26 protein-coding genes, 2 tRNA genes, 1 pseudogene and 1 riboswitch are annotated in these 25,746 nt (G+C 72.9%); of the genes and pseudogenes, 17 read left to right on the top strand and 12 right to left on the bottom strand.

All coding sequences use genetic code 11. From position 1 onward, the window contains the following. The first annotated feature begins 46 nt into the window (after positions 1–46). The 5 genes from QUG98_RS01065 to QUG98_RS01045 all read left to right on the top strand — a co-directional run bounded on the left by QUG98_RS01065 (position 47) and on the right by QUG98_RS01045 (position 4,532). The gene (locus QUG98_RS01065) at positions 47–367 is read left to right on the top strand and encodes a spore germination protein GerW family protein (RefSeq protein WP_289468801.1); all 321 of its coding nucleotides are present in this window, start codon (positions 47–49) and stop codon (positions 365–367) included. A gap of 90 nt (positions 368–457) precedes the next feature. Beyond that, positions 458–569: riboswitch (TPP riboswitch) on the top strand. Next, positions 565–1,284, top strand: a complete 720-nt coding sequence (locus tag QUG98_RS01060) for an ECF transporter S component (protein WP_289468800.1) — start codon at positions 565–567, stop codon at positions 1,282–1,284. Its footprint overlaps the riboswitch before it by 5 nt. Beyond that, positions 1,281–3,104: an ABC transporter ATP-binding protein gene (locus QUG98_RS01055; protein ID WP_289468799.1), complete on the top strand. Its 1,824-nt coding sequence runs from the start codon at positions 1,281–1,283 to the stop codon at positions 3,102–3,104. The genes QUG98_RS01060 and QUG98_RS01055 overlap by 4 nt, the downstream gene beginning before the upstream one ends. Continuing rightward, positions 3,101–3,907 carry an energy-coupling factor transporter transmembrane component T family protein gene (locus QUG98_RS01050; RefSeq protein ID WP_289468798.1) on the top strand — a complete coding sequence of 269 codons (807 nt, stop codon included), beginning with the start codon at positions 3,101–3,103 and terminating at the stop codon, positions 3,905–3,907. The genes QUG98_RS01055 and QUG98_RS01050 overlap by 4 nt, the downstream gene beginning before the upstream one ends. Continuing rightward, on the top strand, positions 3,900–4,532 hold the full coding sequence (locus QUG98_RS01045; RefSeq protein ID WP_289468797.1) for a nucleoside/nucleotide kinase family protein: 633 nt from the start codon (positions 3,900–3,902) through the stop codon (positions 4,530–4,532). Before QUG98_RS01050 ends, QUG98_RS01045 begins: the two co-directional genes overlap by 8 nt. 122 nt (positions 4,533–4,654) lie before the next feature. Here QUG98_RS01045 and QUG98_RS01040 read toward each other — a convergent pair whose 3' ends face one another. Further along, positions 4,655–6,031, bottom strand: coding sequence for an MFS transporter (locus QUG98_RS01040; protein WP_289468796.1), 1,377 nt, complete (start codon positions 6,029–6,031; stop codon positions 4,655–4,657). 101 nt (positions 6,032–6,132) lie between these two features. On the opposite strand from QUG98_RS01040, the gene QUG98_RS01035 reads away from it, so the two are divergent. Together QUG98_RS01035 and QUG98_RS01030 are read left to right on the top strand one after the other, a co-directional pair. Continuing rightward, positions 6,133–7,569, top strand: a complete 1,437-nt coding sequence (locus QUG98_RS01035) for an LLM class flavin-dependent oxidoreductase (RefSeq protein ID WP_289468795.1) — start codon at positions 6,133–6,135, stop codon at positions 7,567–7,569. Next, the gene (locus tag QUG98_RS01030) at positions 7,566–8,834 is read left to right on the top strand and encodes an acyl-CoA dehydrogenase family protein (RefSeq protein WP_289468794.1); all 1,269 of its coding nucleotides are present in this window, start codon (positions 7,566–7,568) and stop codon (positions 8,832–8,834) included. Before QUG98_RS01035 ends, QUG98_RS01030 begins: the two co-directional genes overlap by 4 nt. A 214-nt stretch (positions 8,835–9,048) precedes the next feature. Here QUG98_RS01030 and QUG98_RS01025 read toward each other — a convergent pair whose 3' ends face one another. From QUG98_RS01025 to QUG98_RS01005, 5 genes are all read right to left on the bottom strand, one after another. Beyond that, positions 9,049–9,393, bottom strand: coding sequence for a metallopeptidase family protein (locus QUG98_RS01025; protein WP_289469179.1), 345 nt, complete (start codon positions 9,391–9,393; stop codon positions 9,049–9,051). Positions 9,394–9,468: 75 nt separating this feature from the next. Then, positions 9,469–9,544: transfer RNA gene (locus QUG98_RS01020), tRNA-His, on the bottom strand. Positions 9,545–9,675: 131 nt separating this feature from the next. Further along, positions 9,676–10,314 (bottom strand): oligoribonuclease, encoded by a 639-nt coding sequence (orn, locus tag QUG98_RS01015; RefSeq protein ID WP_289468793.1) that lies wholly within the window; start codon positions 10,312–10,314, stop codon positions 9,676–9,678. Between the two features lie 1,326 nt (positions 10,315–11,640). Then, complete coding sequence (locus QUG98_RS01010; RefSeq protein ID WP_289468792.1) at positions 11,641–12,879, bottom strand: MFS transporter; 1,239 nt, start codon at positions 12,877–12,879, stop codon at positions 11,641–11,643. After that, on the bottom strand, positions 12,876–13,325 hold the full coding sequence (locus QUG98_RS01005; RefSeq protein ID WP_289468791.1) for a MarR family winged helix-turn-helix transcriptional regulator: 450 nt from the start codon (positions 13,323–13,325) through the stop codon (positions 12,876–12,878). The genes QUG98_RS01010 and QUG98_RS01005 overlap by 4 nt, the downstream gene beginning before the upstream one ends. Before the next feature lie 61 nt (positions 13,326–13,386). Here QUG98_RS01005 and QUG98_RS01000 point away from each other — a divergent pair, with 61 nt between their 5' ends. Further along, positions 13,387–13,677: an oligoribonuclease gene (locus QUG98_RS01000; RefSeq protein WP_126892530.1), complete on the top strand. Its 291-nt coding sequence runs from the start codon at positions 13,387–13,389 to the stop codon at positions 13,675–13,677. A 29-nt stretch (positions 13,678–13,706) separates the two neighbouring features. Further along, complete coding sequence (locus QUG98_RS00995; protein ID WP_289468790.1) at positions 13,707–13,967, top strand: thioredoxin family protein; 261 nt, start codon at positions 13,707–13,709, stop codon at positions 13,965–13,967. Positions 13,968–14,124: 157 nt separating this feature from the next. On the opposite strand, the gene QUG98_RS00990 is transcribed toward QUG98_RS00995, so the two are convergent. From QUG98_RS00990 to QUG98_RS00980, 3 genes are all read right to left on the bottom strand, one after another. After that, positions 14,125–15,486: a DUF6716 putative glycosyltransferase gene (locus QUG98_RS00990; RefSeq protein WP_289468789.1), complete on the bottom strand. Its 1,362-nt coding sequence runs from the start codon at positions 15,484–15,486 to the stop codon at positions 14,125–14,127. Positions 15,487–15,746: 260 nt separating this feature from the next. Further along, positions 15,747–16,619: an N-acetylneuraminate synthase family protein gene (locus QUG98_RS00985; RefSeq protein WP_289468788.1), complete on the bottom strand. Its 873-nt coding sequence runs from the start codon at positions 16,617–16,619 to the stop codon at positions 15,747–15,749. After that, positions 16,616–17,497 (bottom strand): acylneuraminate cytidylyltransferase family protein, encoded by an 882-nt coding sequence (locus tag QUG98_RS00980; protein WP_289468787.1) that lies wholly within the window; start codon positions 17,495–17,497, stop codon positions 16,616–16,618. Before QUG98_RS00980 ends, QUG98_RS00985 begins: the two co-directional genes overlap by 4 nt. 646 nt (positions 17,498–18,143) lie before the next feature. Here QUG98_RS00980 and QUG98_RS00975 point away from each other — a divergent pair. Then, positions 18,144–18,216 (top strand) — tRNA-Arg (locus QUG98_RS00975). A gap of 62 nt (positions 18,217–18,278) precedes the next feature. Here the strand turns inward: QUG98_RS00975 and QUG98_RS00970 are convergent. Continuing rightward, positions 18,279–19,478, bottom strand: coding sequence for a hypothetical protein (locus QUG98_RS00970; RefSeq protein WP_289468786.1), 1,200 nt, complete (start codon positions 19,476–19,478; stop codon positions 18,279–18,281). Here QUG98_RS00970 and QUG98_RS16560 point away from each other — a divergent pair. Continuing rightward, a pseudogene (locus QUG98_RS16560) lies at positions 19,442–19,717 on the top strand (pentapeptide repeat-containing protein); the annotation flags it as partial. The gene QUG98_RS00970 and the pseudogene QUG98_RS16560 overlap by 37 nt on opposite strands. Positions 19,718–19,794: 77 nt before the next feature. On the opposite strand, the gene QUG98_RS00965 reads toward QUG98_RS16560, so the two are convergent. Then, complete coding sequence (locus QUG98_RS00965; RefSeq protein WP_058727618.1) at positions 19,795–20,061, bottom strand: hypothetical protein; 267 nt, start codon at positions 20,059–20,061, stop codon at positions 19,795–19,797. 171 nt (positions 20,062–20,232) lie between these two features. Between QUG98_RS00965 and msrA the strand changes: the two genes are divergently transcribed. From msrA to QUG98_RS00940, 5 genes are all read left to right on the top strand, one after another. Next, on the top strand, positions 20,233–20,760 hold the full coding sequence (gene msrA, locus QUG98_RS00960; protein ID WP_289468785.1) for a peptide-methionine (S)-S-oxide reductase MsrA: 528 nt from the start codon (positions 20,233–20,235) through the stop codon (positions 20,758–20,760). A gap of 37 nt (positions 20,761–20,797) precedes the next feature. Continuing rightward, entirely contained in the window at positions 20,798–21,001 is a 204-nt protein-coding gene (locus tag QUG98_RS00955) for a methyltransferase (RefSeq protein ID WP_289468784.1), read from the top strand. A gap of 118 nt (positions 21,002–21,119) precedes the next feature. Continuing rightward, entirely contained in the window at positions 21,120–21,773 is a 654-nt protein-coding gene (locus tag QUG98_RS00950; protein WP_289468783.1) for a single-stranded DNA-binding protein, read from the top strand. A 127-nt stretch (positions 21,774–21,900) separates the two neighbouring features. Then, a complete protein-coding gene (gene ettA / locus QUG98_RS00945; RefSeq protein ID WP_289468782.1) occupies positions 21,901–23,586 on the top strand; it encodes an energy-dependent translational throttle protein EttA in 1,686 nt (561 codons plus the stop codon). Between the two features lie 3 nt (positions 23,587–23,589). Further along, positions 23,590–24,072 (top strand): acyl-CoA thioesterase, encoded by a 483-nt coding sequence (locus QUG98_RS00940; RefSeq protein ID WP_289468781.1) that lies wholly within the window; start codon positions 23,590–23,592, stop codon positions 24,070–24,072. A 9-nt stretch (positions 24,073–24,081) separates the two neighbouring features. Here the strand turns inward: QUG98_RS00940 and QUG98_RS00935 are convergent, their stop codons facing one another. Then, positions 24,082–24,939 (bottom strand): acyl-CoA thioesterase, encoded by an 858-nt coding sequence (locus QUG98_RS00935; protein ID WP_289468780.1) that lies wholly within the window; start codon positions 24,937–24,939, stop codon positions 24,082–24,084. Between the two features lie 43 nt (positions 24,940–24,982). Between QUG98_RS00935 and QUG98_RS00930 the strand changes: the two genes are divergently transcribed. Next, positions 24,983–25,684: a DUF8185 domain-containing protein gene (locus tag QUG98_RS00930; protein ID WP_289468779.1), complete on the top strand. Its 702-nt coding sequence runs from the start codon at positions 24,983–24,985 to the stop codon at positions 25,682–25,684. Positions 25,685–25,746: the final 62 nt, after the last annotated feature.

Here is a 25,746-nt window from a genome sequence, read left to right as displayed (position 1 = left end):
GGCCCGACCCCGGCCTGTGGAGGAACCGCCGAGTAGCCTCGCGCGCATGGCCAACATCGTGAGTCAGATCGCAGACAAGGTGCGCCCGGTGGGCGTCTCGACGAACTACGGGGAGCCGGTCGAGGTCGGCGACCAGACCCTGATCCCGGTGTCGATCGGCTGGTTCGGCTTCGGCGCCGGCGGCGACGACGAGAACGGCGGTGGCGGCGGTGGCGGCGCATCGATTCCCGTCGGCGCCTACGTGCGCCGCCCGGGGCAGGACCTGCAGTTCGAGCCCAACCTCGTCTCGCTGCTCGCGGTGAGCATCCCCACCATCTGGGTGACCGGCAAGGCCCTGAGCAAGGTGATCCGCGCCCTGAAGAAGTGACCCACCGGACGGGAGGCTCGTGGCGACGCCGCCACGGGCCTCCCGTCCGTCACGTGGGCGCGTCACGGGACGTGACCGCGTCTAGACTGCTGCCACACACACGGGAGTCCGGGACCGCCGGGCTGAGAGGGAGCGAACGGCGCTCCGACCGTCGAACCTGATCCGGGTCATGCCGGCGCAGGGAGGAGTCAGCAACCATGCCTGCAACCACGCAGTCCGCAGTACCGTCCACCGCTCCGAAGCGCTCGCTGCGCTGGCGGGTCGTCGACATCGTCGTCGCCAGCGTCCTCGCCGTCGCGATCGGTGTCGTCTTCAAGCTCTGGGAGTTCGGCTACGAGCCGATCAGCGCCGTCGCCGGTCTGGTCCTGCCGGGCACCCAGGCGCTCTTCGGCGGGGTCTGGCTGCTCGCCGGACCGGTCGTCGCGATCGTCGTCCGGAAGCCCGGCGCCGCGCTCTACGCCGAGATGGTCGCCGCCAGTGTCGAGGCGCTGCTCGGCACCCAGTGGGGGTGGCTGACGCTCGAGGCCGGTCTGGTGCAGGGCCTCGGTGCCGAGCTCGTGCTCGCACTGTTCCTGTACCGGGCGTACCGCCTGCCGGTCGTCGTGCTCGCCGGTGCCGCCGCCGGCCTCGCCCTCGGCATCAACGACACGGTGCTCTGGTACCCGGGGCTCGACGCGGCCTTCAAGACCGTCTACGTCGTGTCCGCCGTGGTGTCCGGCGCCGTGATCGCCGGACTCGGCTCGTGGCTGCTCGTGCGGGCGCTCGCCGCGACCGGGGTGCTCTCCTCGTTCGCAGCGGGGCGTGAGCACGCCCGACGGTCGCAGGACTCGCGGACGACCTCGGCGGACGCGGTGGCCACCGACACCACGACGCCTGCCGCCGAGCAGGCCGAGCGCGGGTCCCGCGCCGCCCGGTGACGACCGTGTCGTCCTCGGGGGCGGCGCGCGTCGCCTTCCGTGACTGGGGTTGGCGGTACGCCGGGCGGGACGCCTGGGCGGTCCGTGGCCTGGACCTCGTCGTCGAGCCGGGCGAGCGGGTCGCGGTCGTCGGTCCCTCGGGCGCCGGCAAGTCGACGGTACTCCGCGCGGTGGCGGCGGTCCTGGCCGACGAGCCCGACCCCGACGACGACACCGCGGCCGCCGTGCAGGGCTCGGTCCTGGTCGACGACGCCGACCCCCGCGCGGTCCGCGGGCGCGTCGGCCTCGTCATGCAGGACCCGGAGGCCCACACGGTGATGTCGCGGATCGGCGACGACGTCGCGTTCGGGTGCGAGAACACCGGGGTGCCCCGAGCCGAGACCTGGGAACGGGTCAGGCACGCGCTCGGGGTCGTCGGACTCGACCTGCCGCTCGACCGGTCCACGAGCCGACTCTCCGGCGGGCAGCGGCAGCGTCTGGCGCTCGCGGGGGTGCTCGCGATGCGTCCGGGCGTGCTCGTGCTCGACGAGCCCTGCGCCAACCTCGATCCCGAGGGGGTGGCGCAGGTCCACAGCGCCGTCCGGGCACTGCTCGATGCGACCGGCGCGACCATGCTCGTGGTCGAGCACCGGATCGGAACCTGGCTCGACCTGGTCGACCGCCTCGTGCTGCTCGCGCCGGGCGGCGGTGTCGTGGCGGACGGTGCTCCGGCGACGGTGCTCGCCGAGCACGGGGCTGCCCTGACCGCGGCCGGCGTCTGGGTGCCGGGCGCCGGACCGGCCCGGGGCTCGTCCCGAGCGGGCGGCGGTCCGTCGCGCGACGGAGGTGCGACGCCAGGGGGTGGTGGCACGTCGCGAGGGGCCGGCGCTCCGTCTCGATCGGACGTCCATCCGTCGCGCGCGGACCTCCGTCCGTCGCGGGCGGGCGGAACCGCACCGGGTGCACCGCTCGACGATGGCACGTTCCGCCCGTTCGACGGGGGAGCGGTGCTGCTCGAGGCACTGGGACTCGCGACCGCGCGCGGGAGCATCCTCCGACGCACGGGCGGCACCCGCGTCGGCAGCGACATCCACCTCGGGGTGCGGCGCGGCCGGGTCCTCGCGGTCACCGGACCGAACGGCGTCGGCAAGTCGACGCTCGGCCTCACCCTCGCGGGACTCCTGCGACCCGCGGGCGGCACACTCCGGGCGACGCCGGCGCTGGCCGGGGACGCCGGTGCCGAGCCGCACCGCTGGACGAGTCGACAGCTCGCGTCCCGGATCGGCACGGTGTTCCAGGACCCCGGACACCAGTTCGTCGCACGGAGCGTCCGCGAGGAGCTCGCCGCCGGTCCGCGCGCGCTCGGCCTGCCGGACGCGGACGAACGGGTGGAGGACCTCCTCGACCGGTTCGGGTTGCGGCACCTCGCCGACGCCAACCCGTTCACGCTGTCCGGTGGCGAGCAGCGGCGGCTCGCGATCGGCGCCGTCGTCGCCTCGAGGCCGCCGGTGGTCGTGCTGGACGAGCCGACCTCGGGGCAGGACCGCGCGACCTGGCAGGCCGTGGTCGACCTGCTCGGGGCGACGGCGGACGCGGGGACGGCGCTCGTCGTGGTGACCCACGACCGTGACCTCGTCCGCGCGCTCGACGCGGACGAGGTCGTGCTCGCCGCAGACGGCGCGCACCCCGCGTCGACGACGAGTGGCGGCGACGAGTCGTCGGCGGACGCTCGGGCCGAACCCGGGACGAGCGGTGGCGGCGACGAGTCGTCGGCGGACGCTCGGGCCGACACGGCGGACGGTGCCGACCTGACCCGACCGACCACGGAGGTGCCCCGGTGACCACCGCGACCACGCAGGCCGACGGGGGCGGCCGAGCCGCGCCTCCCGGCCGGACCCGACGCGGGATCGCCGGCATCCAACCCGTGGCGGCGATGCTCGGCGTGCTCGCGCTCGGTGTGTGCCTCGTGACGAGCCTCGACGTCGTGTCCGCGACGGTCGCGCTCGCGCTGGAGCTGCTGCTCCTGCCGGTGCTCCGGATCCCACCGCGGACCCTGCTGCTGCGGGCGTCGCCGGTGCTCGTCGCCGTGCCCCTGACGGCGCTGAGCATCGCGCTGTACGGACGGCCCTCCGGGCGGGAGTGGTTCGACCTCGGCTTCGCGCACGTCACCGACGGGTCACTGACGCTCGCGTTGGCGACGGCGCTGCGCGTGCTCGCGGTCGGGCTGCCGGCGGTCCTGCTCTTCGTGGGGGTCGACCCGACCGATCTGGCGGACGGGCTCGCACAGCTGCTGCGGCTGCCGGCGCGGTTCGTGCTCGGGGCCCTGGCCGCGGTCCGGATGACGACCCTGCTCGGCGAGGACTGGCGTCAGCTCGCGATGGCGCGACGAGCGCGGGGGCTCGCCGACCACGGACGTCTGCGGCGCGGGGCGTCGATGGCGTTCGCCCTGCTCGTGCTCGCGCTCCGACGGGCGACGACCCTGGCGGTGGCGATGGAGTCGCGCGGGTTCGGCGCTCCCGGTCCGCGGACGTGGGCGCGGCCTGCACGGTTCGCGGGACCGGAGTGGGCGGTGCTCGCCGTTCTGGTGGGCATCGGGGTCGTGTCGATCGCCGTCGCCGTGGCTCTCAGGAGCTGGCGTGCCTGAGGACGGGCGGCCCGCACCCGTCGTGACCACCGGGGCGGCGGCGCTCGGCTCGGGACCCGGCGGACTCGTGACCACCGGCCCCACCGGGCCCTCGGCACCCGACGCGGCGCTCGTCGAGGGGCTCGCCGCTGCCGCCGCCGGGGCTGCTGCCGCCACCGGAGGTCGGCTCGTCGTCCTGGTCGACGGACGCTCGGGGACCGGCAAGACCACGCTCGGTGATGCCCTCGCGGCACGGCTCGGCGCCGGAGTCGTGCACCTCGACGACGTCTACCCCGGGTGGGACGGGCTGCGGGCGGCCTCCGACGCGGTGGTGTCGGACGTGCTCGGGCCGCCGTCGGGGTACCGGCGGTGGGACTGGGAGCGGTCCGAGCCCACCTCGTGGGTGTCGATCGAGCCGGACGCGCCGCTGGTGGTCGAGGGGTGCGGCGCGGTCTCCCGGGCGTCCGCACCGCTCGCGACGCTCCGGGTGTGGCTCGAGGCCGACGACGAGGTCCGACGCGACCGGGCGATCGGCCGCGACGGCGAGGTGTTCGCCCGCGAGTGGGAGCGCTGGGCGGCGCAGGAGCGGGCGTTCATCGCCGCCGAGGAACCGCGTGCGCTCGCCGACGTGGTCGTGCGGACCTAGCCGCGCGTCCGCGCCCGCGCGCGCCCGCCCGCGCCCGCCCGCCCGCCCGCGCGCCCGCGCCGCTGCCGGCGAGACTCGGGCTCACCGACACTCCTCGCGGCCGGGAGCGTAAGCACGGTCGCTCAGCCCGAGACTCGGCTCCCGACTTCGGCACCGGCACCGGGCGAGCCCCGCCGCGCGTCGCGCACCGGGTCCTCCGCGAACACCGCTGCCACCACCGAGAGCACCGCGTACACCCCGAGGTACGTGCACAGGATCCACGGCGAGCCCCCGCCCACCTCGACGAACACCGCCGCGAGCAACGGCGTCAGCCCCACCGAGAAGATCGACCCGATCTGGTACCCGAGGCTCATCCCCGAGTAGCGCCGGCCCGTCGGGAACTGCTCCGCGAACCACGCCGCCTGCGGCCCGTAGATGCTGTCGTGGAACACGCTCATGCCGATCAGTGCCACGAGGGGCAGCAGCACGAGCGGCCCCGCGTCGAGGAACGCGAAGAACGGCCAGATCAGCACCGCGATCCCGACCGCCGACCCGATCGCGAGCGGCCGGCGCCCGATCCGGTCCGACAGCCACCCCCAGAACGGCGTCGACACGAGCGACACCGCCGAGATCACGAGCACCGTCTGCAGGCCCGCCGCCGAGCCCTCCTCGCCGCGCTTCGCGCCGAGGTAGGTCAGCGAGTAGGTCGTCAGGATCGAGTACAGCGCCGGCTGCACGAGTCGCAGCCCGGCGGTCACCAGGATCGACCGCCCGTGTCGGCGGACCGCCTGCCACACCGGGAAGCGCTCGACACCACCGGACGCGCGCAGCTCCTGGAACACCGGGGCGTCCTGGACACCGAGCCGGATGACGAGTCCGACCGCGACGATCACCGCCGAGAACAGGAACGGCAGTCGCCAGCCCCACGCCAGGAACGCCTCGTTGCCGAGCACCGTCCGGACGAGCGTGAACACCCCGGTCGCCAGGAGCATCCCGCCCGCCGACCCCATCTGCGTGAACGCGCCGAACAGCCCTCGGTGCCGCACCGGCGCGTGCTCGACCGACAGCAGCGCCGACCCGCCCCACTCGGCACCCGCGGCGACACCCTGCAGCAGCCGCAGGACCACGAGCGCGACGACCGCCCCGACGCCGATCGTCGCCGCAGAGGGGATCACCCCGATGAGGGTCGACGCGATCCCCATGAGCACGAGCGACGCGACGAGCAGCTTCTTCCGCCCGATCCGGTCACCCAGGTGCCCGGCGACGATGCCGCCGAGCGGCCGTGCGACGAACCCGACGCCGTAGGTCGCGAACGACGCGATCACGCCCACGGCGGGCGTCACGGACGGGAAGAAGGTGGGGGCGAAGACGAGCGCCGAGGCCGTCGCGTACAGGTAGAAGTCGTAGTACTCGACGGTCGTCCCGACGAACGACGCGAGGGCGACGCGACGTCGGGTCGCGTTCGTCGACGGATCGGTGGGACGGACGGGAGGCGCGGCTGCGGTCGTCTGGGTCGGCATGACCCAGGAGCATGGTCGCCGCCCGGCCGCGACGGAACACCGCCCGTAACGCGAGGTCACGTCATGACCGTCGGAGCGGCCTCCCCGGGGAGCATGGGGGCATGAGCGATGCACCGACCCGTCCGCTGCGCTTCGCGGCCTTCGTCATGAACACGACGTCGCACATCCAGCACGGCCTCTGGCGACACCCGGACGCGCGCCAGGCCGACTTCGACGACGTGACGCTGTGGACCGACCTCGCGAAGACGCTCGAACGCGGGAAGTTCGACGCGATGTTCTTCGCGGACGTAGTCGGGACGTACGGCCCCGCCCGTGGCGACTACGCGACCAACCTCCGCGAGGGCCTGCAGATCCCCTCGAACGACCCGTCCGTGCTGCTCTCCGCGCTCGCCGTGTCCACGGAGCACCTCGGCCTCGCGTTCACCTCGAGCGTCATCCAGGCGCACCCCTTCGACTTCGCCCGCAAGGTCTCGACCCTCGACCACATCACCCGCGGCCGCATCGGCTGGAACGTCGTCACGAGCGCCCTCGACAGCGCGGCCCGGAACTTCGGTGCCGACCGGCTCGAGGAGCACGACGAGCGCTACGCCTGGGCCGAGGAGTACCTCGAGGTCTGCGCGAAGCTCTGGGAGGGGTCGTGGGACGACGGCGCCGTCCTCAAGGACCCGGTGCGCGGGTACGCCGACCCGGAGAAGGTGCACCGCATCGACCACCACGGGAAGCGGTACGACGTGCAGGGGCCGCACCTCAGCGCCCCGTCGCCGCAGCGCACGCCGGTGTTGTTCCAGGCGGGGTCCTCGCCGGCCGGCCGGGCCTTCGCCGCGCGGAACGCCGAGGCGCAGTTCATCCTCACGTCGAACCGCGACGCCACCGAGCAGCTCATCCGCGAGACCCGCGACCTCGCCGCCGCAGCCGGTCGACGCCGCGAGGACATCGCGTTCTTCCTCGGCCTGACCTTCGTCACGGGGGCCACCGAGGCCGAGGCGAAGGCCAAGGAGGCGGAGATCGACGAGTACCTCGCGGCCGACGGCTTCCTCGTGCACTCGAACCTCGGCTTCGACCCCGACACCGGCGAGCCGCTCGACCCCGCGACGCCGCTGTCCGAGGTCCGGACCCACGCCGGCCAGTCGCACCTGCAGTGGCTCCGCGAGGCCGCCGGCGACCGCGAGCCGACCATCGCCGACCTGGCCCGGCTGTCCGCCAAGCTCCGTGCCCGCGTCGTCGGGACGCCCGAGCAGATCGCCGACGAGCTCGCCGCGTGGCAGCGCGTCGGGGTCGACGGGGTGAACGTCATCAACTGGACGCTGCCCGGCTCGTACGAGGAGTTCGTCGACCACATCGCGCCGACCCTGCAGGAGCGTGGGCTCATGCAGTCCGAGTACCGGGAGGGCACGCTCCGCGAGAAGCTGTTCGGTCACGCGCAGCTGCCGGGATCGCACCCGGCCCGGCGCTGGCGTGGCGCGTTCTCGGGCGGGGCCAGCGGGACCGGCGTGACGGGCGGCGAGGACGCACGTGACGCCGTGGAGGTGAGCGCGTGACCGACGCGACGACGACCGGCGGGGCTGCTCCGCGCCTCCAGACCGACCGGCTCGCGACGTTGCGGGACCACTTCGCCCCGGTCTTCGACCGCATCCGCGAGGGGGCCGTCGGGCGCGAGCTGGCGTCCGGGACGCCGGGGGAGCGGGAGCTGCCGCACGCCGAGGTGCGGGCGCTGGCGGAAGCGGGCTTCGGTCGACTCCGCGTGCCCGAGGACCGCGGCGGGTCCGGGGTGACGCTCGTGGAGCTGGCGCACCTGGTGGCGGACCTCGCGGCGGCGGACTCGAACATCGCGCATCTGTGGCGCGGGCACTTCGGGTACACCGAACTCGTGCTCCTGCGTCCGGATTCGCCCGGTCGTGACGAGTGGCTGCAGCGGATCGTCGACGGGGCGGTCGTGGGCAACGCGACCTCGGAGCGGACCGGAACCACGCTCGCCGACATCTCGACGACCGTCGCGCCCGACGCCGACGGGACGTGGCGGCTCGACGGGCGGAAGTTCTACTCGACCGGCACCCTCTACGCCGACTGGATCTGCCTGGCGGCGGACCGCGACGGCGAGCGGGTGACCTTCGCGGTGCCCACGAACGCGCCCGGCGTCACCGGGATCGACGACTGGAACGGGTTCGGGCAGCGGCTCACCGCCTCGGGGACGACGGTCTTCGACGGCGTCGCGGTCGACGAGTCCGTGATCTCGGCGTACCGGGACGCTCCGCTGTCGCACATCCAGGCCTTCTACCAGCTGTACCTGCTGGCGGTCCTCGCGGGGATCGGGCAGGCCGTCGTCGACGATGCGGTGGCGTTCGTCCGGCCGCGGACGCGGACGTACATCCACGCGAACGCGGCGGTGCCGGGGGACGACCCGCAGGTGCTCGCCGTGCTCGGGCGCCTGTCGGCCGGGGCGTTCACGGCTCGGTCGCTCGTCGTGGCGGCGGCCGGGCTGCTCGACGGGGTCCTGGCGACGAACGTGCCGGGGGTCGGCGTCGACCACGCGCTGCTCGACCGGGCGGAGAACGCCGTGTACCAGGCGCAGGTCGAGGTCGGGCCGCGGGTGCTGCGGGCGGCCACGGAGTTGTTCGAGGTCGGCGGGGCCTCGGCGGCGGACCGGACCCGAGGGCTCGACCGGCACTGGCGGAACGCCCGGGTCGTGGCGTCGCACAACCCGGCCGTGTACAAGGAGCGGCTCGTGGGGGAGTACGTGCTGCACGGGCGGGGGCCGGTCGATGCGTGGGAGCGGTACCACGAGGTGGGACCGACGCGGTTCTGACGGCGGGGCGGGGCGGACGCGGGTGCTGCGTGCTGCGTGCTGCGTGCTGCGTGCTGCTTGCCCACCGAGCCTCGCGCTGCCGCGAGTCTGGCGCTGCCGCGAGTCCGGCGCTGCCGCGAGTCTGGCGCTGCCGCACGTCTCGCGCTCAGCGACGGTTCTGGCGCTCGTTCGCCCGCGAAGCGTCGCTCAGCGCGAGACTCGGTCGACCCCTGCGCTACGCCCAGCCGAGTTCGTGCAGCCGGGCGTCGTCGATGCCGTAGAAGTGCCCGATCTCGTGGACGAGCGTGGTGTGCACCTCGTCGCGGAGCTCCTCGACGGTGTCGCACTCCTCCAGGTGCTGCTTCCGGAACACCACGATCCGGTCCGGCAGCTCGCCGAACCCGTACTGCCCGCGCTCGGTCGCGGCGACCCCCTCGTAGATGCCGAACAGGTCGGAGCCGTCCTCCGGTTCGTCCTCGACGACGAACACCACGTTGTCGAGCCCGTCGACCATCTCGTCGGGCAGCAGGTCGAGCTCGTCGGTCACGAGCTGCTCGAACGCATCGGCGGACATCTCCATCACGAGGTCGATCGTGACACATCGGTATCGGAGAACGACGAAGGCCCCGTCCTCTCGGACGGGGCCTTCACGAACTGGGGTGAGTAACGGGTCTCGAACCCGCGACCTCCTAGACCACAACCAGGCGCTCTACCAACTGAGCTATACCCACCACGTACACGCTGGCGGACCGGCGCGACCACTCAATAGTAGTACATGCCGGAGGCTCCTCTGACCAGGCGTGTCGCCGTCACCTCCGTGCTGACGCGCCGACTCATCACTGCCGGGTGGTCGTGCCCGTACCTACTCTGCGGTCGGCTGTGCGAGTCGGGGCTCCCAGCGCTCGACGACCTCGGCTGCGACGGCGCGGACGTCCTCGGTGGTCGGGCCGGGCTCGGCGACGAAGCCCGCGCGGCGGTAGTACTCGAGCTCGCGGATCGACTCGAGGATGTCCGCGAGGGCGCGGTGACCGCCGTGCTTCTCCGGTGCGTTGAAGTACACGCGCGGGAACCAGCGACGGCAGAGTTCCTTGATGCTCGACACGTCCACGCTGCGGTAGTGCAGGTGCCCGTCGACGCGGGGCATGTACTTCGACAGGAAGGCGCGGTCCGTCCCGATCGTGTTGCCCGCCAGCGGAGCGCTGCCCTCGGCCGGGACGTGCTGGAGGATGTACTCGAGCACTTGGAACTCGGCGTCCGCGAGGGAGACGCCGTGCGGGATCTCCTCGAGCAGGCCCGACGTCGTGTGCATGTTCGTCACGAACTCGTTCATGTTGTCGAGCGCGGACTGGTCCGGCTTGATCACGATGTCGAAGCCCTGGTGCACGGGGACGAGGTCGAAGTCAGTGATGACGACGGCCACCTCGACGAGCTCGTCGACCCCGAGGTCGAGGCCCGTCATCTCGCAGTCGATCCAGACGAGGCGGTCGTTCGCAGTTGCCATGCCCCCGATCCTATTCCGCGCCTGTGACGCTCCCGACCCTCGGTGCGCGGCTGTGGAGGGGCGGGGTGGGACGGTAGGGCTGCTCACCCGGCGCCCGTGAGCGGGCGGAACCCGCAGGCGTGCTCCGCACAGGGGGACCGGTTCCGCCCCTTCGCGACCGGACTCGTCCGCCGGGCGTGATCCGTGCCTCCGGGCCGGTCGGGCCGGGTCCTGCAAGCGGGCGGAACGAGCGCGCGCCGTGAGCGGGCGGAACCTGCAAGCGTGCGCCGCACAGGGGATCCGGATCCACCCGTTCGCGACGGGGCTCGTCCGCCGGGCGTGATCCGTGCCTCCAGGCCGGGCCAAGCCGGGCCAATCCAGGCCCTGCGAGCGGGCGGAACGAGCGCGTGTCGTGAGCGGGCGGAACCGGCAAGCGTGCGCCGCAGAGGTGCCCGGTTCCGCCCGTTCGCGACGGGACTCGTCCACCGAGCGTGATCCGTGCCTCCAGGCCGGGCCAGGCCGGGCCAGGCCGGTCGGTCCGGGCCCTGTGAGTGGGCGGAACGAGCGCGCGCCGCGAGCGGGCGGAACCTGCAGGCGTGGGCCGCAGAGGTGCCCGGATTCGCCCGTTCGCGACGGGGCTCGTCCGCCGGGCGTGATCCGTGCCTCCGGGCCGGTCGGGCCGGGTCCTGCAAGCGGGCGGAACGAGCGCGTGCCGTGAGCGGGCGGAACCTGCAGGCGTGCGCCGCAGAGGTGCCCGGTTCCGCCCGTTCGTGACGGGGCTCGTCCGCCGGGCGTGATCCGGGCCGCCGGGCCAAGCTGGTCGGTCCGGGCCCTGCGAGTGGGCGGAACGGGTTCGGACAGGGAGTCCCGAGTGCCGGATCCGCCCGCTCACCGACGTGGGCGTCTCGCGCCCCAGCGCCGACCCCGGCGTTGGTGCGCCACTCGGACTGGAGGCTCGCCCATGGTCCGGCGGTCGGCCAACGACGCCCTCGGGTCGGTCGAGCGGGCGGAACCGGTCGCGCGCGCCGCCCGGCCCTGCCGATCCCGCCCGTTCGCCGAGGCGTGCCGTCCCGTGCCGCCCCGTGCCGTCCCGGGGATTCCGCCCGATCGCCGGCACGCGCCCGACCGGCGCTCCTCGTACCGACTCAGCCCCAGCCCCAGCCCCAGCACCAGCCCCAGCCCCAGCCCAGCCCAATCCCGAACCAGCACCAGCACCAGCTTCAGGTCCGCCACCGCCCACCCCGCCGGACGGACGCCGCTCCGCCCCGCCGCACACGACGAACGGGCGGGAACCACGACCGGACCGGAGTCCGTTCGCAGTTCCCGCCCGGCGCGAGCGGGGAGCGCTCAGACCATCTCGCCCGCAGAGATCGCCTCGGCCTCGACGCGCTCCGGCTCCGCGCCGTCATCGACCCGCCGCAGCACCTTCGTGGTCAGCACCACGACCACGAACGCGATCGCGACGGACACCCCGGCGAAGACGTACGCCGCCGAAGGGGCGAACTCGTCCGCCAGCAGCGTCGCCACTGGCGGAGCGATCGCACCACCGATGAAGCGGACCGCCGAGTAGGCGCTCGACGCGACCGAGCGGGGGAGGTCGGTCGCCTCCATCACGCACTCGGTGAGCACCGTGTTCAGGACGCCGAGCACGAGCCCACCGATGATCACGCAGATGATCAGCCCGACCTGCGAGGTCACGACGACCGCCGCGGCGAACAGGTCGAGGGCGAGCAGCGGCAGCGCGATCTTCAGGACGGTCGTGCGGCGTAGCCGTGCGGTGAGCATCGGGGCCACCCACACCGAGGTGACGGCGAGGCCGACACCCCAGCCGAAGAACGTGAAGCCGATGCCGAGCGCGCCGAAGCCGAGCGGGAACGGCGTGTAGGCCAGCAGCACGAAGAAGCCGATGTTGTAGAAGAGCGCGGTCACGGCGAGGGCAGCGAGTGCCGGCCGTCCGAGCGCCCGGAAGGGTGCCGAGAGCTTCGTCGGCGTCGGCTTCTCGAGCCCCGAGGACTTGAGCAGCGTGACGACGGCGATGAACGCGACGGCCATGAGCGTCGTGACGCCGAAGAACGGCCCGCGCCAGCTCACCGATCCGAGCAGCCCGCCCACGAGCGGTCCCACGGCGATGCCCAGACCGAGCGCTGCCTCGTACAGGATGATCGCCGAGGCCGTGCCGCCCGATGCCGCCCCGACGATGGTCGCGAGTGCGGTGGAGATGAAGAGCGCGTTGCCCAGGCCCCACCCGGCGCGGAAGCCGATGATGTTCCAGACGCTGCCCGAGGTCGCCGCGAGCACGGAGAACACGACGATGAGCGCGAGGCCGATGAGCAGCGTGTTCTTCGCGCCGATGCGGCTCGACACCCAACTGGTGAAGAACATCGCGACGCCGGTGACGGCGAGGTAGCTCGTGAAGAGCAGCTCGGTCTGCGCTGCCGTTGCCTGCAACGAGGTGGCGATGGCGGGGAGGATCGGGTCGACGAGGCCGATGCCCATGAAGGCGACGACGCAGGCGAACGCGATCGCCCAGACGGCGGACGACTGCTTGAGGATGCTGCCGGACGCAGCGGGTGCGTGGGCGTTCACGCGGGGATCTCCGTTCTGGTGGGGTTCGTGCTGGTGCGCGAGGCGATGATCGCGGCGGCGTCACGCAGGACGTCCCAGTCGTCGTCGTCGAGGTCGGCGAAGACCGCCCCGACCGAGTCGGCGATGGTCGCGCGCCAGGTGAGGAGCCGCTCGCGCCCGGTGTCGGTGAGCTCGATGAGCTGGCCGCGGGAGTCGTCGGGGTCGACGGTACGCGTGAGCAGTCCGTCGGCGAGCATCCCGGAGACGATCCGGGTCATGGTGGGCTGGGCCACACGCGACGCGGCGGCGAGTTCACCGAGGCGGAGCGGCTGTTCGGTCTCGAGGATGCCGAGCGTGCGCCAGACCGCGGCCGAGGTCGCGTCTCCGGAGGCCCGCGCCGCAGCGCGGACCAGGCGGTTGACGGAGACGACGAGCGTCTCCAGCGCCTGCGCCCGTGTTGGTTCCATAGCTGAACTATATAGCGGTGCTATGCATCCGTCAACAGGGCGCCCCTGGTACAAGGGACGCATGAGCGACATCACCATCCACGAGGGCGACGAGTACACCGCGATCTTCCACGGCGGTCCCTTCGACGGCACGACCGACACCCGTACCGCCACGAGCGACGCGGTCGACGACGAGGTCACGGTGTACGCGGACGTCGAGGGCCTGCAGACGGCCTTCACCTACAAGGCCACGAAGACCCGGCAGGTGCTCGACCAGACCTCCGTCGAGTACGAGTACGACGCCGCGGACTCCGACCCGGTCGACGACCTGCAGGACCGCGGCGACCGCAGCGGCGAGTTCGACCGGGAGTAGACCCCCGGCCGCGCGCGTTGCACCGTCCCGTGCAGCTCGACCTCTGGACCTCCGCCTTCTGCGCCCCGTGCGCAGCCGCCCGCCGCGTGACCGGTGAGGCGGCGGCGCTCGTCCCCGGGCTCCGGGTCACGGAACGCGACGTCGCGGCCCACTCCGACACCGCAGAGGACCTCGGCATCCGCTCGACCCCCACGATCATCGTGCGGCGCGACGACGGAGCCGAGGTCTTCCGTTCGCCGGGCGTCCCCTCGCGGGACCAGCTGCTGGTGGCGGTCGCGAAGGCGCTCTGACCCGGACTGGAGGCGCGGCCCCCTCCGCCCCGCCCGTCGCGCTGCTGCCCTCGCCGGCCGGGCGGCGCGGCGTGCGTCCGCCACGGTGCTCGCCTCAGGCAGGCGGGTGCCTACCGGCGCACCGGACACGTCCGTGGTGCGGGGCGGTCCGGGTGCCTCACCCCCGCGGCGGCGGCCCGGCCGGGACTCGGTCGCGCTGCGACCGCGACGGCTCGGCCGGCACTCGGTCGCGCTGCGACCGCGGCGGCCCGACGACCGCCGTCGACACCGGTGTCGGTTGGACCAGTCCGCGGAGCCGTCGGAGCACGCGCTTCGCCGCCCGCACCGGGGTCCCGAGCCCGAGCGCGACCACGCCGAGCACCGAACGATCGTCCGACCCGAGGGCGTTCTTCCGCTCCCAGGCCCGACGGAGCGCCCCGCCCCGGCTCCGCCGAGCGGCCGGTCGGTCCACGAGCGTCCCGTCGTCCCGGGCGCGCATGAGCGACTCCGCCCGGTCGACCCAGTCGTCGTCGGTGGGCGGGTGGAAGTGGTTGTCGTGCCGCCACTCGGGTCGGACGGTGCCGAAGCGCCCCGCCACCAGGTCGGTCGCGTCGCCCTCGAGGCCGCTGTCCACGAAGACCTCGTTGATGAGCGTCCTCGAGACGCCGAAGTCCGTCAGGGTGAGCGCCGGCACGCCGCGGGCCACCGCCTCGAGCACGGCGGTCGAGCTCACCGTGACCAGGGCGACCGCGCGGTCGAGGTGCTGCGCCATCGGCCCGCTCGCGACCACGAGGTTCGGCGGAGCGTCGGCGGGGAGCAGCACCGGGTAGGGGTACTGCTCGCGGTGGGTCTGGTGCTCGCCCGACGCCGCCCGGACCTTCACGACCACGCGCCACTCCGGGTGCCGCAGCGCCGTCTCCACGAGCCAGCCGACGATCCGGCGCCGATCGAGTTCGTCGGCGGGGACGCTCGGCTGCGCGGCGAACACCACCGCGTCACGCACGCCGTCCGTGCGCCCGTCGACTGCGCCACCGACCGCCGAGCGGGCGAAGGGGAGCGTCGCGAGCGCGAAGTGGGGGTCGGTTCCGCCCGCTCGGGCGAGGTCGCGGTAGGCACGCACCTCGCGGTGGCTGTGCAGCACGAAGAGGTCGGCCCGTGCGCGGAAGAACACGCCCTTCCACTTCGCCGGGAACGAGATCCCCGGCAGGCCGGTCAGCAGCACCGGCCGGCGCCGGACCCGCCGGTGGACCTGGTCGATCACGAGTTCGGCGACCGGTCCGATGCACGCCACGAGGACCGCATCCGGCGGGTCGTCGCGCAGCTGTCGCACGATCGCATCGACCGGGACCGGCTCGGGAGGCCGTGCGGCCAGGTGCTGCAGTCGCGCATCGAGCCCGCGGAAGGCCGCCGTCAGCTGCGTGGGACTCGCCGACCGCGGGGTCGCCACGACGAGGAGTTCGAGGCGCCAGTGCGCCGGAGCCGTGGCGAGCAGGTGTGCACCCCACTTCGCGAAGGAGTCGGTGTCGACCAGGCCGACCACGCGACGGGCGCGGGGCGGCGGGTCGGACGGGAGGCGCGCCTCCCGTCCGACCGTCGACCCGCGTCGAGCGGTCCCCGCCGGTTCCGCCCGCTCGCCGGTTCTGCCCGCTCGCGTGGGTGCGGTCCCCGCTGGTTCCGCCCGCTCGCCGGTTCTGCCCGCTCGCGTGGGTGCGGCCTCCGCCGGTTCCGCCCGCTCGCCGGTCCTGCCCGCTCGTGTGGGTGCGGTCCCCGCCGGTTCTGCCCGCTCGTGCACGCGACGGGTCAGGCGCCGACGCGGCGGAGCTTCGCCATCGGAGCCTGCTCACCGGGGAAGATCCGCTTGATCCCGTCGCCCAGCGCGGTCTCGATGACGCGCGCGTCGCGGGCCAGGGTCTGCAGTCCGTGCGGCTCGAGGGACGCCGCGTGGTCCGACCCCCACATGGTGCGGTCGAGGGTGATGTGCCGCTCGACGGCCGAGGCGCCGAGGGCCACCGCGGCGAGCGAGATCTGCAGACCGGGCTCGTGCCCCGAGTAGCCGACCGGCACACCGGCGTAGCGCAGGGCGAGGGTGTCGATCATGCGGAGGTTGGCCTCCTCTGCGGGCATCGGGTAGGTCGACGTGGCGTGCATGAGGACGAGCCGGGCTGTTCCGAGGGTCTCGACCGCGCGGTCGATCTGCTCCAGCGTGGACATCCCGGTCGACAGGATCACCGGCTTGCCGGTCGCCGCGACGGCGCGCAGGAGGCCGAGGTCGGTGACCGACGCCGAGGCGATCTTGTACGCGACGACGTTGAGGTCCTCGAGGAAGTCGACGCTCGGCTCGTCCCACGGCGAGGCGAACCAGTCGAGGCCGCGGAGCGTGGCGTGGTCGCCGATCTCGATGTACTGCTCGCGGTTGAACTCGACGCGGTACCGGTACTCCAGGTAGGTCATCTCGCCCCAGGGGGTGCTCCGCGTGGTGGCCTTCATGTGCTCCGGCGTGGCGATCTCCGGCGTGCGCTTCTGGAACTTGACCGCCTGCAGGCCGGCGTCGGCGGCGACGTCGATGAGTCGCTTCGCTATGTCGACGTCGCCGTTGTGGTTGAGCCCGATCTCGCCGATCAGGTAGGCGGGGTTGCCGGCGCCGATGGTCGAGGTGCCGATGGTGACGGTCATGGTGCTCCGTTCGGTGCGGGTGCGGGTTCGGGTGCGGGGGCGGGCGTGCGCTGGTGTTCGTGCGTGGGTGTCGGCTCGTGCTCGTGCTCGCGCTGGTGCTCGTGCGTGTGCGCCGCGTCGTGCGCGTGCGCGTGCGCGTGCTGGTGTTCGTGCATGTGCTGGTGCTCGTGCATGCGCGCCGCGTCGTGCTGGTGCTCGTGCATGTGCGCCGCGTCGTGCTCGACCGCGAGGGCGTCGGCGAGTTCGAGGTCGTGGAGGTCGTCGACGTCGATCGCCGTCCGCGGGTCGGTGACCGCGAGCTCCACCCGTCCGTGGAAGCGGTGACCGTGCGCGCGCAGGGCCGCAGCGCGGAAGGCGTAGAAGGCGCCCGTCTCGCGGTACTCCGGCTCGCGGTCCTGGCGGCGCGGTCGGGTGGCGGCGTCGTGGTTCACGGCGCGCGCGCTGCCGTCCGGAGCGGTGCGCCAGAGGAAGGCGTGCGACGGAGTGGCCGCGAACACCACGTCCGCGACGCCGCTCTGCACACGTCGGACCGCGTCGTCGAGGTCGGCGGGGTCGATGAACGGGGAGGTCGCCTGCAGGAACACCACGACCTCGGGTGTCCGGCCGTCCGCGGTCAGGGCGTCGATCGCGTGCAGGAGCGCGGACTCCGAGGAGGCCTCGTCGCCGGCGAGCTCGGGCGGACGTCGGACGACGAGTGCGCCGGCGTCGCGGGCCGCCTCGGCGATGGCGTCACCGTCGGTCGAGACCACCACGGCGTCGATCGTCGGGGTCGCGCGGGCGGTGTCGACCGCGCGGCGCACCAGCGAGCGACCGCCGACGGTGCGGAGGTTCTTGCCCGGGATCCCCTTCGACCCCGCGCGGGCCGGGACGATGGCCACGACGGCGCCGGGGCCGCGGCCGGGGTCTGGTCCTGCCCCTGGTCCTGGTCCTGGTCCGCGGGAGTGCATGTCCCGGACCGTACGGAGGAGCGGTGACCCTGAGACGAACGACAGGCAGACGGACGTCGAACGCTCTGCGACCCGGCCCGACCCGACCCGACCTGACCTGTTCCGACCGGTCGCGCTGTCCGAGCGGCTGCTCGCGGGCGGAAGGGCGCTCTCTGCTCACAGCCCGGCCGGGCGCGAGCGGGAGAACCTCGCTCCGCGAGCGGGCGTTCCCTGCTGCCCCTGCCGGTCGGGCGCTGCCGGTTCCGCCCGCTCGTGCCGGCTCGCCCGGTCGGGGTCGGGCCGGCGTCCGCATGCCTGAGCTCGCGAGACGCGAGCGGGCGTTCCCTGCTGCCCCTGCCGGTCGGGCGCTGCCGGTTCCGCCCGCTCGTGCGGACTCGCCCGGTCGGGGTCGGGCCGGCGTCCGCATGCCTGAGCTCGCGAGACGCGGGCGGGCGTTCCCTGCTGCCCCTGCCGGTCGGGTGCTGCCGGTTCCGCCCGCTCGTGCCGGATGTGCGACGTGCTGCTCGCCGGGCGTCCTCGGTGCAGACCGCCCGGTGCAGCGGCCCGTCGACCGACAGCGGTAGAATCGTCGCCGCTCGCCTCCGTAGCTCAGTGGATAGAGCAGGTGGTTTCTACCCTCCGTGTCGCGGGTTCGATTCCTGCCGGGGGCACACACGACGAGAGGCCGCCATCCCCCGGGATGGCGGCCTCTCGTGGTCGTGGCGTCGGACGGTCAGTCGTCGTCGGATGCCCGCCGACGGAGCTCGCTCGCGCTGATCGGCTGCGTGTAGGGCGAGGCAACCTCGTGCCCGTCCTCGTCCTCGTCCGCTCGTGCGCCTGACGACGTGCTCGACGCCGGTGAACGGTCGAGCCCGCTCGCCGAAGCGGAGGCGCGGTTCACGTGCGCGTCGGCGGAGGTCGGGCTCGCGACGCTCGGCGCTGCAGAGGGCCGGTCGTCCGAGCGATCCCCGTGGTCACGATCTGTCGGGTCGACCTCGCCGGAATCGGAGGTGTCCACGCCGCGGGTGCCGAGGTCGTTCCGAGCGTTCTGCGCCGTGCCCGCGCCCGGGCGTCCGGACGCGATCGGCGAGCCCAGCTGCGGGCGCACGGGCGTGCCGTCGAGCGGCACGGTCTCACGATCGCCGTAGGGCCGCGTGCGGTTGTCGGACGAACCACGCACGTCGTCGATCGGGGTGGTGGCGTCCTGATCGGTCGTCGTGGCCGTGGTCGCGCCGGACGACCACGGAGCCGGACTTCCCGGCGCCGAGCTCGCAGGAGCCGTGGCCCCGGCGGGAGCGCCGCTTTGCTGCGGTGCCGGGCGGAGCGAGGTCGTGGTCGGCGTCGCGCGTGACGGGGTGGCGTCGGTGTCGGCCGACCGCTGCTGCTGACCGGCGTTCCAGTCCTGCTGGCGGGCGATGAGTTCGGCGTCCGGATCCGGCGAGTCGAACTTCCACCGCTCGAGGTCGGCCTTGAACAGTTTCTTGGCGCGACCGGGGCGGGCGTTCCACTCGAGCAGGCGGTCGCGGAGCTCGGCGACGGACTGGTCCGCCTGCGACGTGAAGGTGGAGGAGTTCCGCTTGATGTCGGTGAGCTCGTGCTGCACCCAGTCGGCGGCCAGCGGGGCACCGCTCACCGGCAGGAGGCGCAGTCGGACGTCGGCGTCCTCGGCGAGGTGGTCGGCGTAGGCACGTTCCTCGTGTCCGAGCGCTCCCCAGCGCGAGGCCTTGCGCGCCGCGCTGACCACACCCGCGACCGCCGAGTTGCGGCTCTCTCGATCGTGGAGCGCGACGACGCGCTTCGCTGCCGCACGCCCGATGAGCGCGGCGATCACTCCGGCGACGACGATCGCGACGAAGGGGATGATCGCGCCGGACAGCACGCGCCAGCCCTCGTCGGATGCGCTCCAGTCGGTCAGGTCGTTCCACCAGTCCATGCGCGAACCCTACGCAGCGCTCGGCCCGGATCCGCGGAGGCCGATCGGCGTTCCGTCGAGCTGTGTCCGCCGGACGGTCCGGCGAGCCGCTCCGGCCGTCTCCGACCGGTCCGTCTCCGGCGGGTGGACCTCGCCGGGTCGGACGTCGGCGGGTAGACCTCGCCGGGTCGGACGCCAGCGGGTCGGACCTCGCTGGGTCGGACGCCAGCGGGTCGGACCTCGCTGGGTCGGACGCCAGCGGGTCGGACCTCGCTGGGTCGAACGTCGGCCAGTCGGACCTCGCCGGGTCGGTCTCCGGTGGGCCGTCCCCGGCGGCTCAGCCCCAGCGGAGGCAGTCGACGGCGTCGTCGGCGGACCAGACGTTCGGCAGCTCGACGAACCGACGCTCCGTCGCGACGTACCGACGCGCACGGTACGCCGTGCCACCGGCGACGTCCACCCGGTCGACGTACCCGACGATCTCGCCGTTGGCGCGGGTGACCCGGCTGAGGTCGTCCCGCACGTCGAGCACGCGGAGGTCCCCACGGCTGCGTGCCACCGGCGTGGAACGGATCCGGAACGCTGGTGCGGTGCTCGTCTGCACGGGTGCCTCCTGCTGGTCTGTCGTGATCTCGTTGGTTCGACGGTACGGCCGACCACCGACAGTGCAGGGGGGTGATGGACCGTCCGGGGACGGGCGACACGGGACCGATCCTGTGCAGGAGCCGTACCCCGCCGACGTGCGCCCGGAGCGACGGAGGGTAGCGTGTCGCACATGACGACCTTCGTGCTCGCTGGCGGATGCTTCTGGTGCCTCGACGCCGTGTACCGGACCCTGCAGGGCGTGCAGGACGTGGTCTCCGGGTACACCGGCGGCGCGACGGACGATCCGACGTACGAGGCCGTCTGCACCGGATCGACCGGTCACGCCGAGGCGGTCGCGGTGACCTTCGACGAGTCGGTCATCCCGGCCGACGTCGTGCTCGACGTCTTCTTCACGCTCCACGACCCGCGGCAGCTGAACCGTCAGGGCGCGGACGTCGGCACCCAGTACCGCTCGGCGATGTTCCCGGCGGACGACGAGCAGCGGACCCTGTTCGAGCGGGCGGTCCAGCGCGCAGCCGACATCTGGGACGGCGGCATCGTGACGACGATCGAGCCGCTCGGTACGTTCTTCCGTGCGGAGGAGTACCACCAGGACTTCTTCGCGAAGAACCCCGGACAGGGCTACTGCCTCGCGGTCGCGCTGCCCAAGGTGAACAAGGTCCGCAAGGCCTACAGTCAGTACATCCTGGCGTCCTGAGACGCGGGCGCCGGGGCCACGAGGAGGTGGTCGAACGATGATGGACAACACCGGGACCTGGGTGGCCGTCGGTCCGGCGGGCGCGGTCGGCAGCATCCACCGCGCGCCGGACGGGTACCAGGTCGAGCTCTACGGGCGGCGTGGCAGGGGCGGGACGTACCCGTCGCTCGAGTCCGCGAAGGGCGCGGTCCACGCGGCCCTCGGACCCCTCGCGGACCGTCCCGAGTTCCGCGCGCACTGATCGGGTCGGACGGGAGGCTCGGGGGACTCTTCCTCCACAGCCCACCTGGACGAGATGGTCGGTCACAGATCGAGCCCCGGGCCGCGTCCGCGTCCCGGGGCTCGCGCACGATCGAGTCATGAACGACACGATCACCGTCTGCGGCATCGTCGCGACCGAACCCCGCCACCTCGTCACCGACACCGGCATCGCCATCTCGAGCCTGCGCCTGGCGTCCCCCTCGCGACGATGGGAGCGCAGCACCTCGTCCTGGACCAACGGCCCGACCAACTGGTACACCGTCACCGCGTTCCGCTCCCTCGCTGCGAACGTCCACAAGTCCCTGAAGAAGGGTGACCGGATCGTCGTGACGGGGCGCGTCCGGATCCGGGCGTGGGAGCGCGACGGACGGGGTGGTACCTCCGTCGAGATCGACGCCGACGGCATCGGGCACGACCTCGCGTGGGGCATCAGCAACTGGATCCGTGTCCCGCGGCACGTCGGCGACTCGAACGCCGGTCCCGGGGTCCCGCCGGGGGTGCCGACGGTGAACCCGGACACGGGAGAGGTCACGGGCACGGTCCCGGAGGACGACCACCTGGCGAGCGTCCCCGGAGAGCCCGGCGACCACGCGGTGCCCGTCCCGGCCGACGGATCGGCGCCGTCGCTCGACAGGGTCGAGCGCGACGGCGACGTGGATCCGCGCGTCGCGGCAGCGGGCGACGGGGACGACGCCGCCGCCACCGCGCTGCGGGCGCCCTTCCCCGACGAGGGACCGCGTGCCGTCGCGTGAGCGGACCGCGGCAGGACCGGTCGTCGGCGAGGATCGGCGAGCGTGCCGTGCACCGCCGGTACCCAGTCCGTCCGGTGGCGGCGCAGGGGGAGCGGTGGCGCGCCGGGGTCAGTAGACTTGCGCCGATATGGCTGAGTACATCTACCAGATGGTCCGCGCCCGCAAGACGGTCGGCGACAAGCTGATCCTCGACGACGTCACGATGTCGTTCCTCCCCGGCGCCAAGATCGGCGTCGTCGGGCCGAACGGTGCGGGCAAGTCGACGATCCTGAAGATCATGGCGGGTCTCGACCAGCCGTCCAACGGCGAGGCGAAGCTGACCCCCGGCTTCTCCGTCGGCATCCTCATGCAGGAGCCCGAGCTCGACGAGTCCAAGACCGTGCTCGAGAACGTCCAGATGGGCGTCGGCGCGATCAAGGGCAAGCTCGACCGCTTCAACGAGATCTCAGCGCAGATGGCCGAGCCGGACGCCGACTTCGACGCGCTCCTGGCCGAGATGGGCACCCTGCAGGAGGAGATCGACGCTGCCGACGCGTGGGACCTCGACTCCCAGCTCGAGCAGGCCATGGACGCACTGCAGTGCCCGCCGGCGGATGCGCAGATCGCCAACCTCTCGGGCGGTGAGAAGCGCCGCGTCGCGCTCTGCAAGCTGCTCCTCGAGAAGCCCGACCTGCTGCTCCTCGACGAGCCCACCAACCACCTCGACGCCGAGTCCGTGCTCTGGCTCGAGCAGCACCTTTCGAAGTACCCCGGCGCCGTGCTCGCCGTCACCCACGACCGGTACTTCCTCGACCACGTCGCGCAGTGGATCGCCGAGGTCGACCGCGGCCGTCTCTACCCGTACGAGGGCAACTACTCGACCTACCTCGAGAAGAAGCGAGAGCGCCTCGAGGTCCAGGGCAAGAAGGACGCCAAGCTCGCGAAGCGTCTGTCGAGCGAGCTCGAGTGGGTCCGGAGCAACTCGAAGGGGCGCCAGGCGAAGTCGAAGGCGCGCCTGGCCCGCTACGAGGAGATGGCTGCCGAGGCCGAGCGCACGCGGAAGCTCGACTTCGAGGAGATCGTGATCCCGGTCGGCCCGCGTCTGGGCTCCCAGGTGATCGACGCCGAGAAGCTCCACAAGCAGTTCGGCGAGCGCGTCATCATCGACGGCCTGTCCTTCACCCTGCCGCGCAACGGCATCGTCGGCGTCATCGGCCCGAACGGCGTCGGCAAGACCACGCTGTTCAAGACCATCGTCGGCCTCGAGCCGCTCGACGGCGGGCAGCTGAAGGTCGGCGAGACGGTCGACATCTCCTACGTCGACCAGAGCCGCGGCGGCATCGACCCGAACAAGAACCTCTGGGAGGTCGTCTCCGACGGCCTGGACTTCATCCAGGTCGGCAAGACCGAGATCCCGTCCCGGGCCTACGTGTCGCAGTTCGGCTTCAAGGGCCCGGACCAGCAGAAGAAGGCCAGCGTGCTCTCCGGCGGTGAGCGCAACCGCCTGAACCTCGCGCTCACGCTCAAGCAGGGCGGCAACCTGCTGCTCCTCGACGAGCCGACGAACGACCTCGACGTCGAGACGCTCGGCAGCCTCGAGAACGCCCTGCTCGAGTTCCCGGGCTGCGCCGTCGTGATCACCCACGACCGCTGGTTCCTGGACCGCATCGCGACGCACATCCTCGCGTGGGAGGGCCTGAACGAGGACGGCACCCCGAACTGGTACTGGTTCGAGGGCAACTTCGAGGCCTACGAGGAGAACAAGCTCGTGCGCCTCGGCCCGGACGCGAACAAGCCCGGTCGCTCGACGTACCGCAAGCTCACGCGCGACTGACCCGTGGCGAGGCTGCACGTCCCCGTCCGCATCCGGTGGAGCGACATCGACGCGTACGGCCACGTCAACAACTCCGCGATGCTGCGTCTCCTGGAGGAGGCGCGCATCGCGGGGTTCTGGGGGCACGACCCCGCCGACGTCGCGCCCGAGGACGACCTGTCGGACCCGATCATCGACGGCCGCCCCGGCTCGGGCACGATGACGGTGATCGCCGCGCAGCGTCTCGAGTACCTCGCATCGATCCCGTACCTCCGGCGACCGCTCGACGTGCAGATGTGGATCGGGCGGATCGGAGGCGCGAGCATCGACGTGTCCTACGAGATCTGGTCGCCGGTTGGGGTCGAGCCGCTGGTGCTGTACACCCGCGCCACGACCGCCCTGGTGATGGTCGACGCGGTGACGAACCGTCCCCGGCGCCTCTCCGAGGCCGAGCGAGCCGCCTGCGCGCCGTTCGTCGAACCCGCGGTGCAGTTCTCCCGCCCGTAGCGCGGAGCGTCAGCGCGGGACGCGCATCATGCCCTCCTGCGCCACCGACGCCAGCAGACGGCCGTCGCGGGAGAACATCCGGCCGAACGCGAGCCCTCGGCCGCCCTGCGCGCTCGGCGACTCCTGCGTGTAGAGCACCCAGTCGTCCGCGCGACCGTCGCGGTGCCACCACATCGCGTGGTCGAGGCTCGCGCTCTTCACGCCCGGCGTCCCCCACGCGACACCGTGCCGACGCATGATCGGCTCGAGGATCGACAGGTCGCTCGCGTACCCGAGCACGGCGCGGTGGAGTGCCGCGTCCTCCGGCAGGTCGCCGTCGACGCGGAACCACACGGCCTGGTGCGGGACCCGTTCCCCCTGCACGTCGACGAACACCGGACCCTCCACGTGCCGCAGGTCGATCGAGCGCTCGGCCCAGGCCTGCGCCACAGGGTGGTCGATCCGCGACAGGATCGACGCGGCCGAGGGCAGCGACTCCGGATCCGGGGTGTCGACGGGGAACGGGTCCTGGTGCTCGAGCCCGTCGTCCGGCCGCTGGAAGGACGCGATCATCGAGAAGATCGGGACACCGCGTTGGTAGGCCTGGACGCGCCGCGTGGCGAAGGACCGTCCGTCGTGGATGCGTTCGACGGCGAACGTGATCGGCACGTCGATGTCGCCCGGTCGGAGGAAGTACCCGTGCATCGAGTGGATCACGCGGTCCGCGATGGTGTGCTGCGCGGCGACGATGCACTGCGCGAGCACCTGCCCGCCGAAGACCCGTCCGCCGGGGGACCAGTGGCTCGCGCCGGTGAGGATCGTCTCGCCCGTGCTCGCGCCGGTGTCCTGCAGGCGGAGGGTGCTGAGGAAGTCGGGTTCGCCGTTCACCCCCGCAGTCTACGAACCCGCCACCGGTAGGATCGGTGTCGACATGGGCACCACGTTCACGCTTCCCGACGCCGCCTCGCTCGGCGACCTCCGCACCTACCTCGGACGCGCTGCCCGGATCGAGGACGGCTCCGTGCGGCTCATCGCCGACTCGGGCGTCCTGGCGGTCTACACGGCGATCCTGTACCCGATCGGACTGCTCGACGAACTCCCGACGGTGCTCGGTCTGCGCACCTTCTCGCTCACCGTGCCGACGACGATCGACGCGGTCGTGCCGCTCGCCTCGCTGCAGGAGCGACTGCGCGTGCTGGCCGAGGAGCACGACGCGGCCGGAGCCGACGGAGCCGATCCGACGCGGCCGACCCCGATCGAGGTCGAGCTCCCGCACGAGGTCAACACCGTGACGTGGGCCGCGATCTCGCCGCCCCGCGGTGGCTGGGTCCCGCTGCCGGACGTCTCCCCGGAGCTGCTCCGCCGCGCCGCACGGGACGGCATCGCCGAGGTCGCGGACGCCGTCCCGTCGAACGCCGGTGAGGCCATCGTCCGTCGCATCCGCGCCGAGGTGTGGGGCCGACCCGTCCCCGGGATCGAGCACGTCCCGGCCGCTGCCGGCTTCGCGGGGGAGAGCCTCGGGTTCCTCGGGCACGACCCGGTGCGGCTGTTCGAGACGGGTCCGTGGAGCCGGTTGACGTCGTCGCGTGGGCACATCCTGGTGAAGCGGCGCAGCTGGAACCTCGACCGGTAGCCCCGGCACGGGTTCGTCCCTGCACAGCGGGCCAGGTCAGCGCGGTCGTCCACAGGCTCCGG

Source organism: Curtobacterium subtropicum (genome assembly GCF_030362975.1).
GTDB lineage: Bacteria > Actinomycetota > Actinomycetes > Actinomycetales > Microbacteriaceae > Curtobacterium > Curtobacterium subtropicum.
Note: the sequence above shows the minus strand (reverse complement) of the source record. Positions and strands in the feature narration are given on the sequence as shown.

What these genes read in the sequence shown, in the direction of transcription:
- QUG98_RS01065 (WP_289468801.1), top strand. Translation starts at nt 47, where the DNA reads ATGGCCAACATCGTGAGTCAGATCGCAGACAAGGTGCGCCCGGTGGGC.
- QUG98_RS01060 (WP_289468800.1), top strand. Translation starts at nt 565, where the DNA reads ATGCCTGCAACCACGCAGTCCGCAGTACCGTCCACCGCTCCGAAGCGC.
- QUG98_RS01040 (WP_289468796.1), bottom strand. Translation starts at nt 6,031, where the DNA reads ATGCCGACCCAGACGACCGCAGCCGCGCCTCCCGTCCGTCCCACCGAT.
- QUG98_RS01035 (WP_289468795.1), top strand. Translation starts at nt 6,133, where the DNA reads ATGAGCGATGCACCGACCCGTCCGCTGCGCTTCGCGGCCTTCGTCATG.
- QUG98_RS01025 (WP_289469179.1), bottom strand. Translation starts at nt 9,393, where the DNA reads ATGGAGATGTCCGCCGATGCGTTCGAGCAGCTCGTGACCGACGAGCTC.
- orn (WP_289468793.1), bottom strand. Translation starts at nt 10,314, where the DNA reads ATGGCAACTGCGAACGACCGCCTCGTCTGGATCGACTGCGAGATGACG.
- QUG98_RS01005 (WP_289468791.1), bottom strand. Translation starts at nt 13,325, where the DNA reads ATGGAACCAACACGGGCGCAGGCGCTGGAGACGCTCGTCGTCTCCGTC.
- QUG98_RS01000 (WP_126892530.1), top strand. Translation starts at nt 13,387, where the DNA reads ATGAGCGACATCACCATCCACGAGGGCGACGAGTACACCGCGATCTTC.
- QUG98_RS00985 (WP_289468788.1), bottom strand. Translation starts at nt 16,619, where the DNA reads ATGACCGTCACCATCGGCACCTCGACCATCGGCGCCGGCAACCCCGCC.
- QUG98_RS00970 (WP_289468786.1), bottom strand. Translation starts at nt 19,478, where the DNA reads ATGGACTGGTGGAACGACCTGACCGACTGGAGCGCATCCGACGAGGGC.
- msrA (WP_289468785.1), top strand. Translation starts at nt 20,233, where the DNA reads ATGACGACCTTCGTGCTCGCTGGCGGATGCTTCTGGTGCCTCGACGCC.
- QUG98_RS00955 (WP_289468784.1), top strand. Translation starts at nt 20,798, where the DNA reads ATGATGGACAACACCGGGACCTGGGTGGCCGTCGGTCCGGCGGGCGCG.
- QUG98_RS00950 (WP_289468783.1), top strand. Translation starts at nt 21,120, where the DNA reads ATGAACGACACGATCACCGTCTGCGGCATCGTCGCGACCGAACCCCGC.
- ettA (WP_289468782.1), top strand. Translation starts at nt 21,901, where the DNA reads ATGGCTGAGTACATCTACCAGATGGTCCGCGCCCGCAAGACGGTCGGC.
- QUG98_RS00930 (WP_289468779.1), top strand. Translation starts at nt 24,983, where the DNA reads ATGGGCACCACGTTCACGCTTCCCGACGCCGCCTCGCTCGGCGACCTC.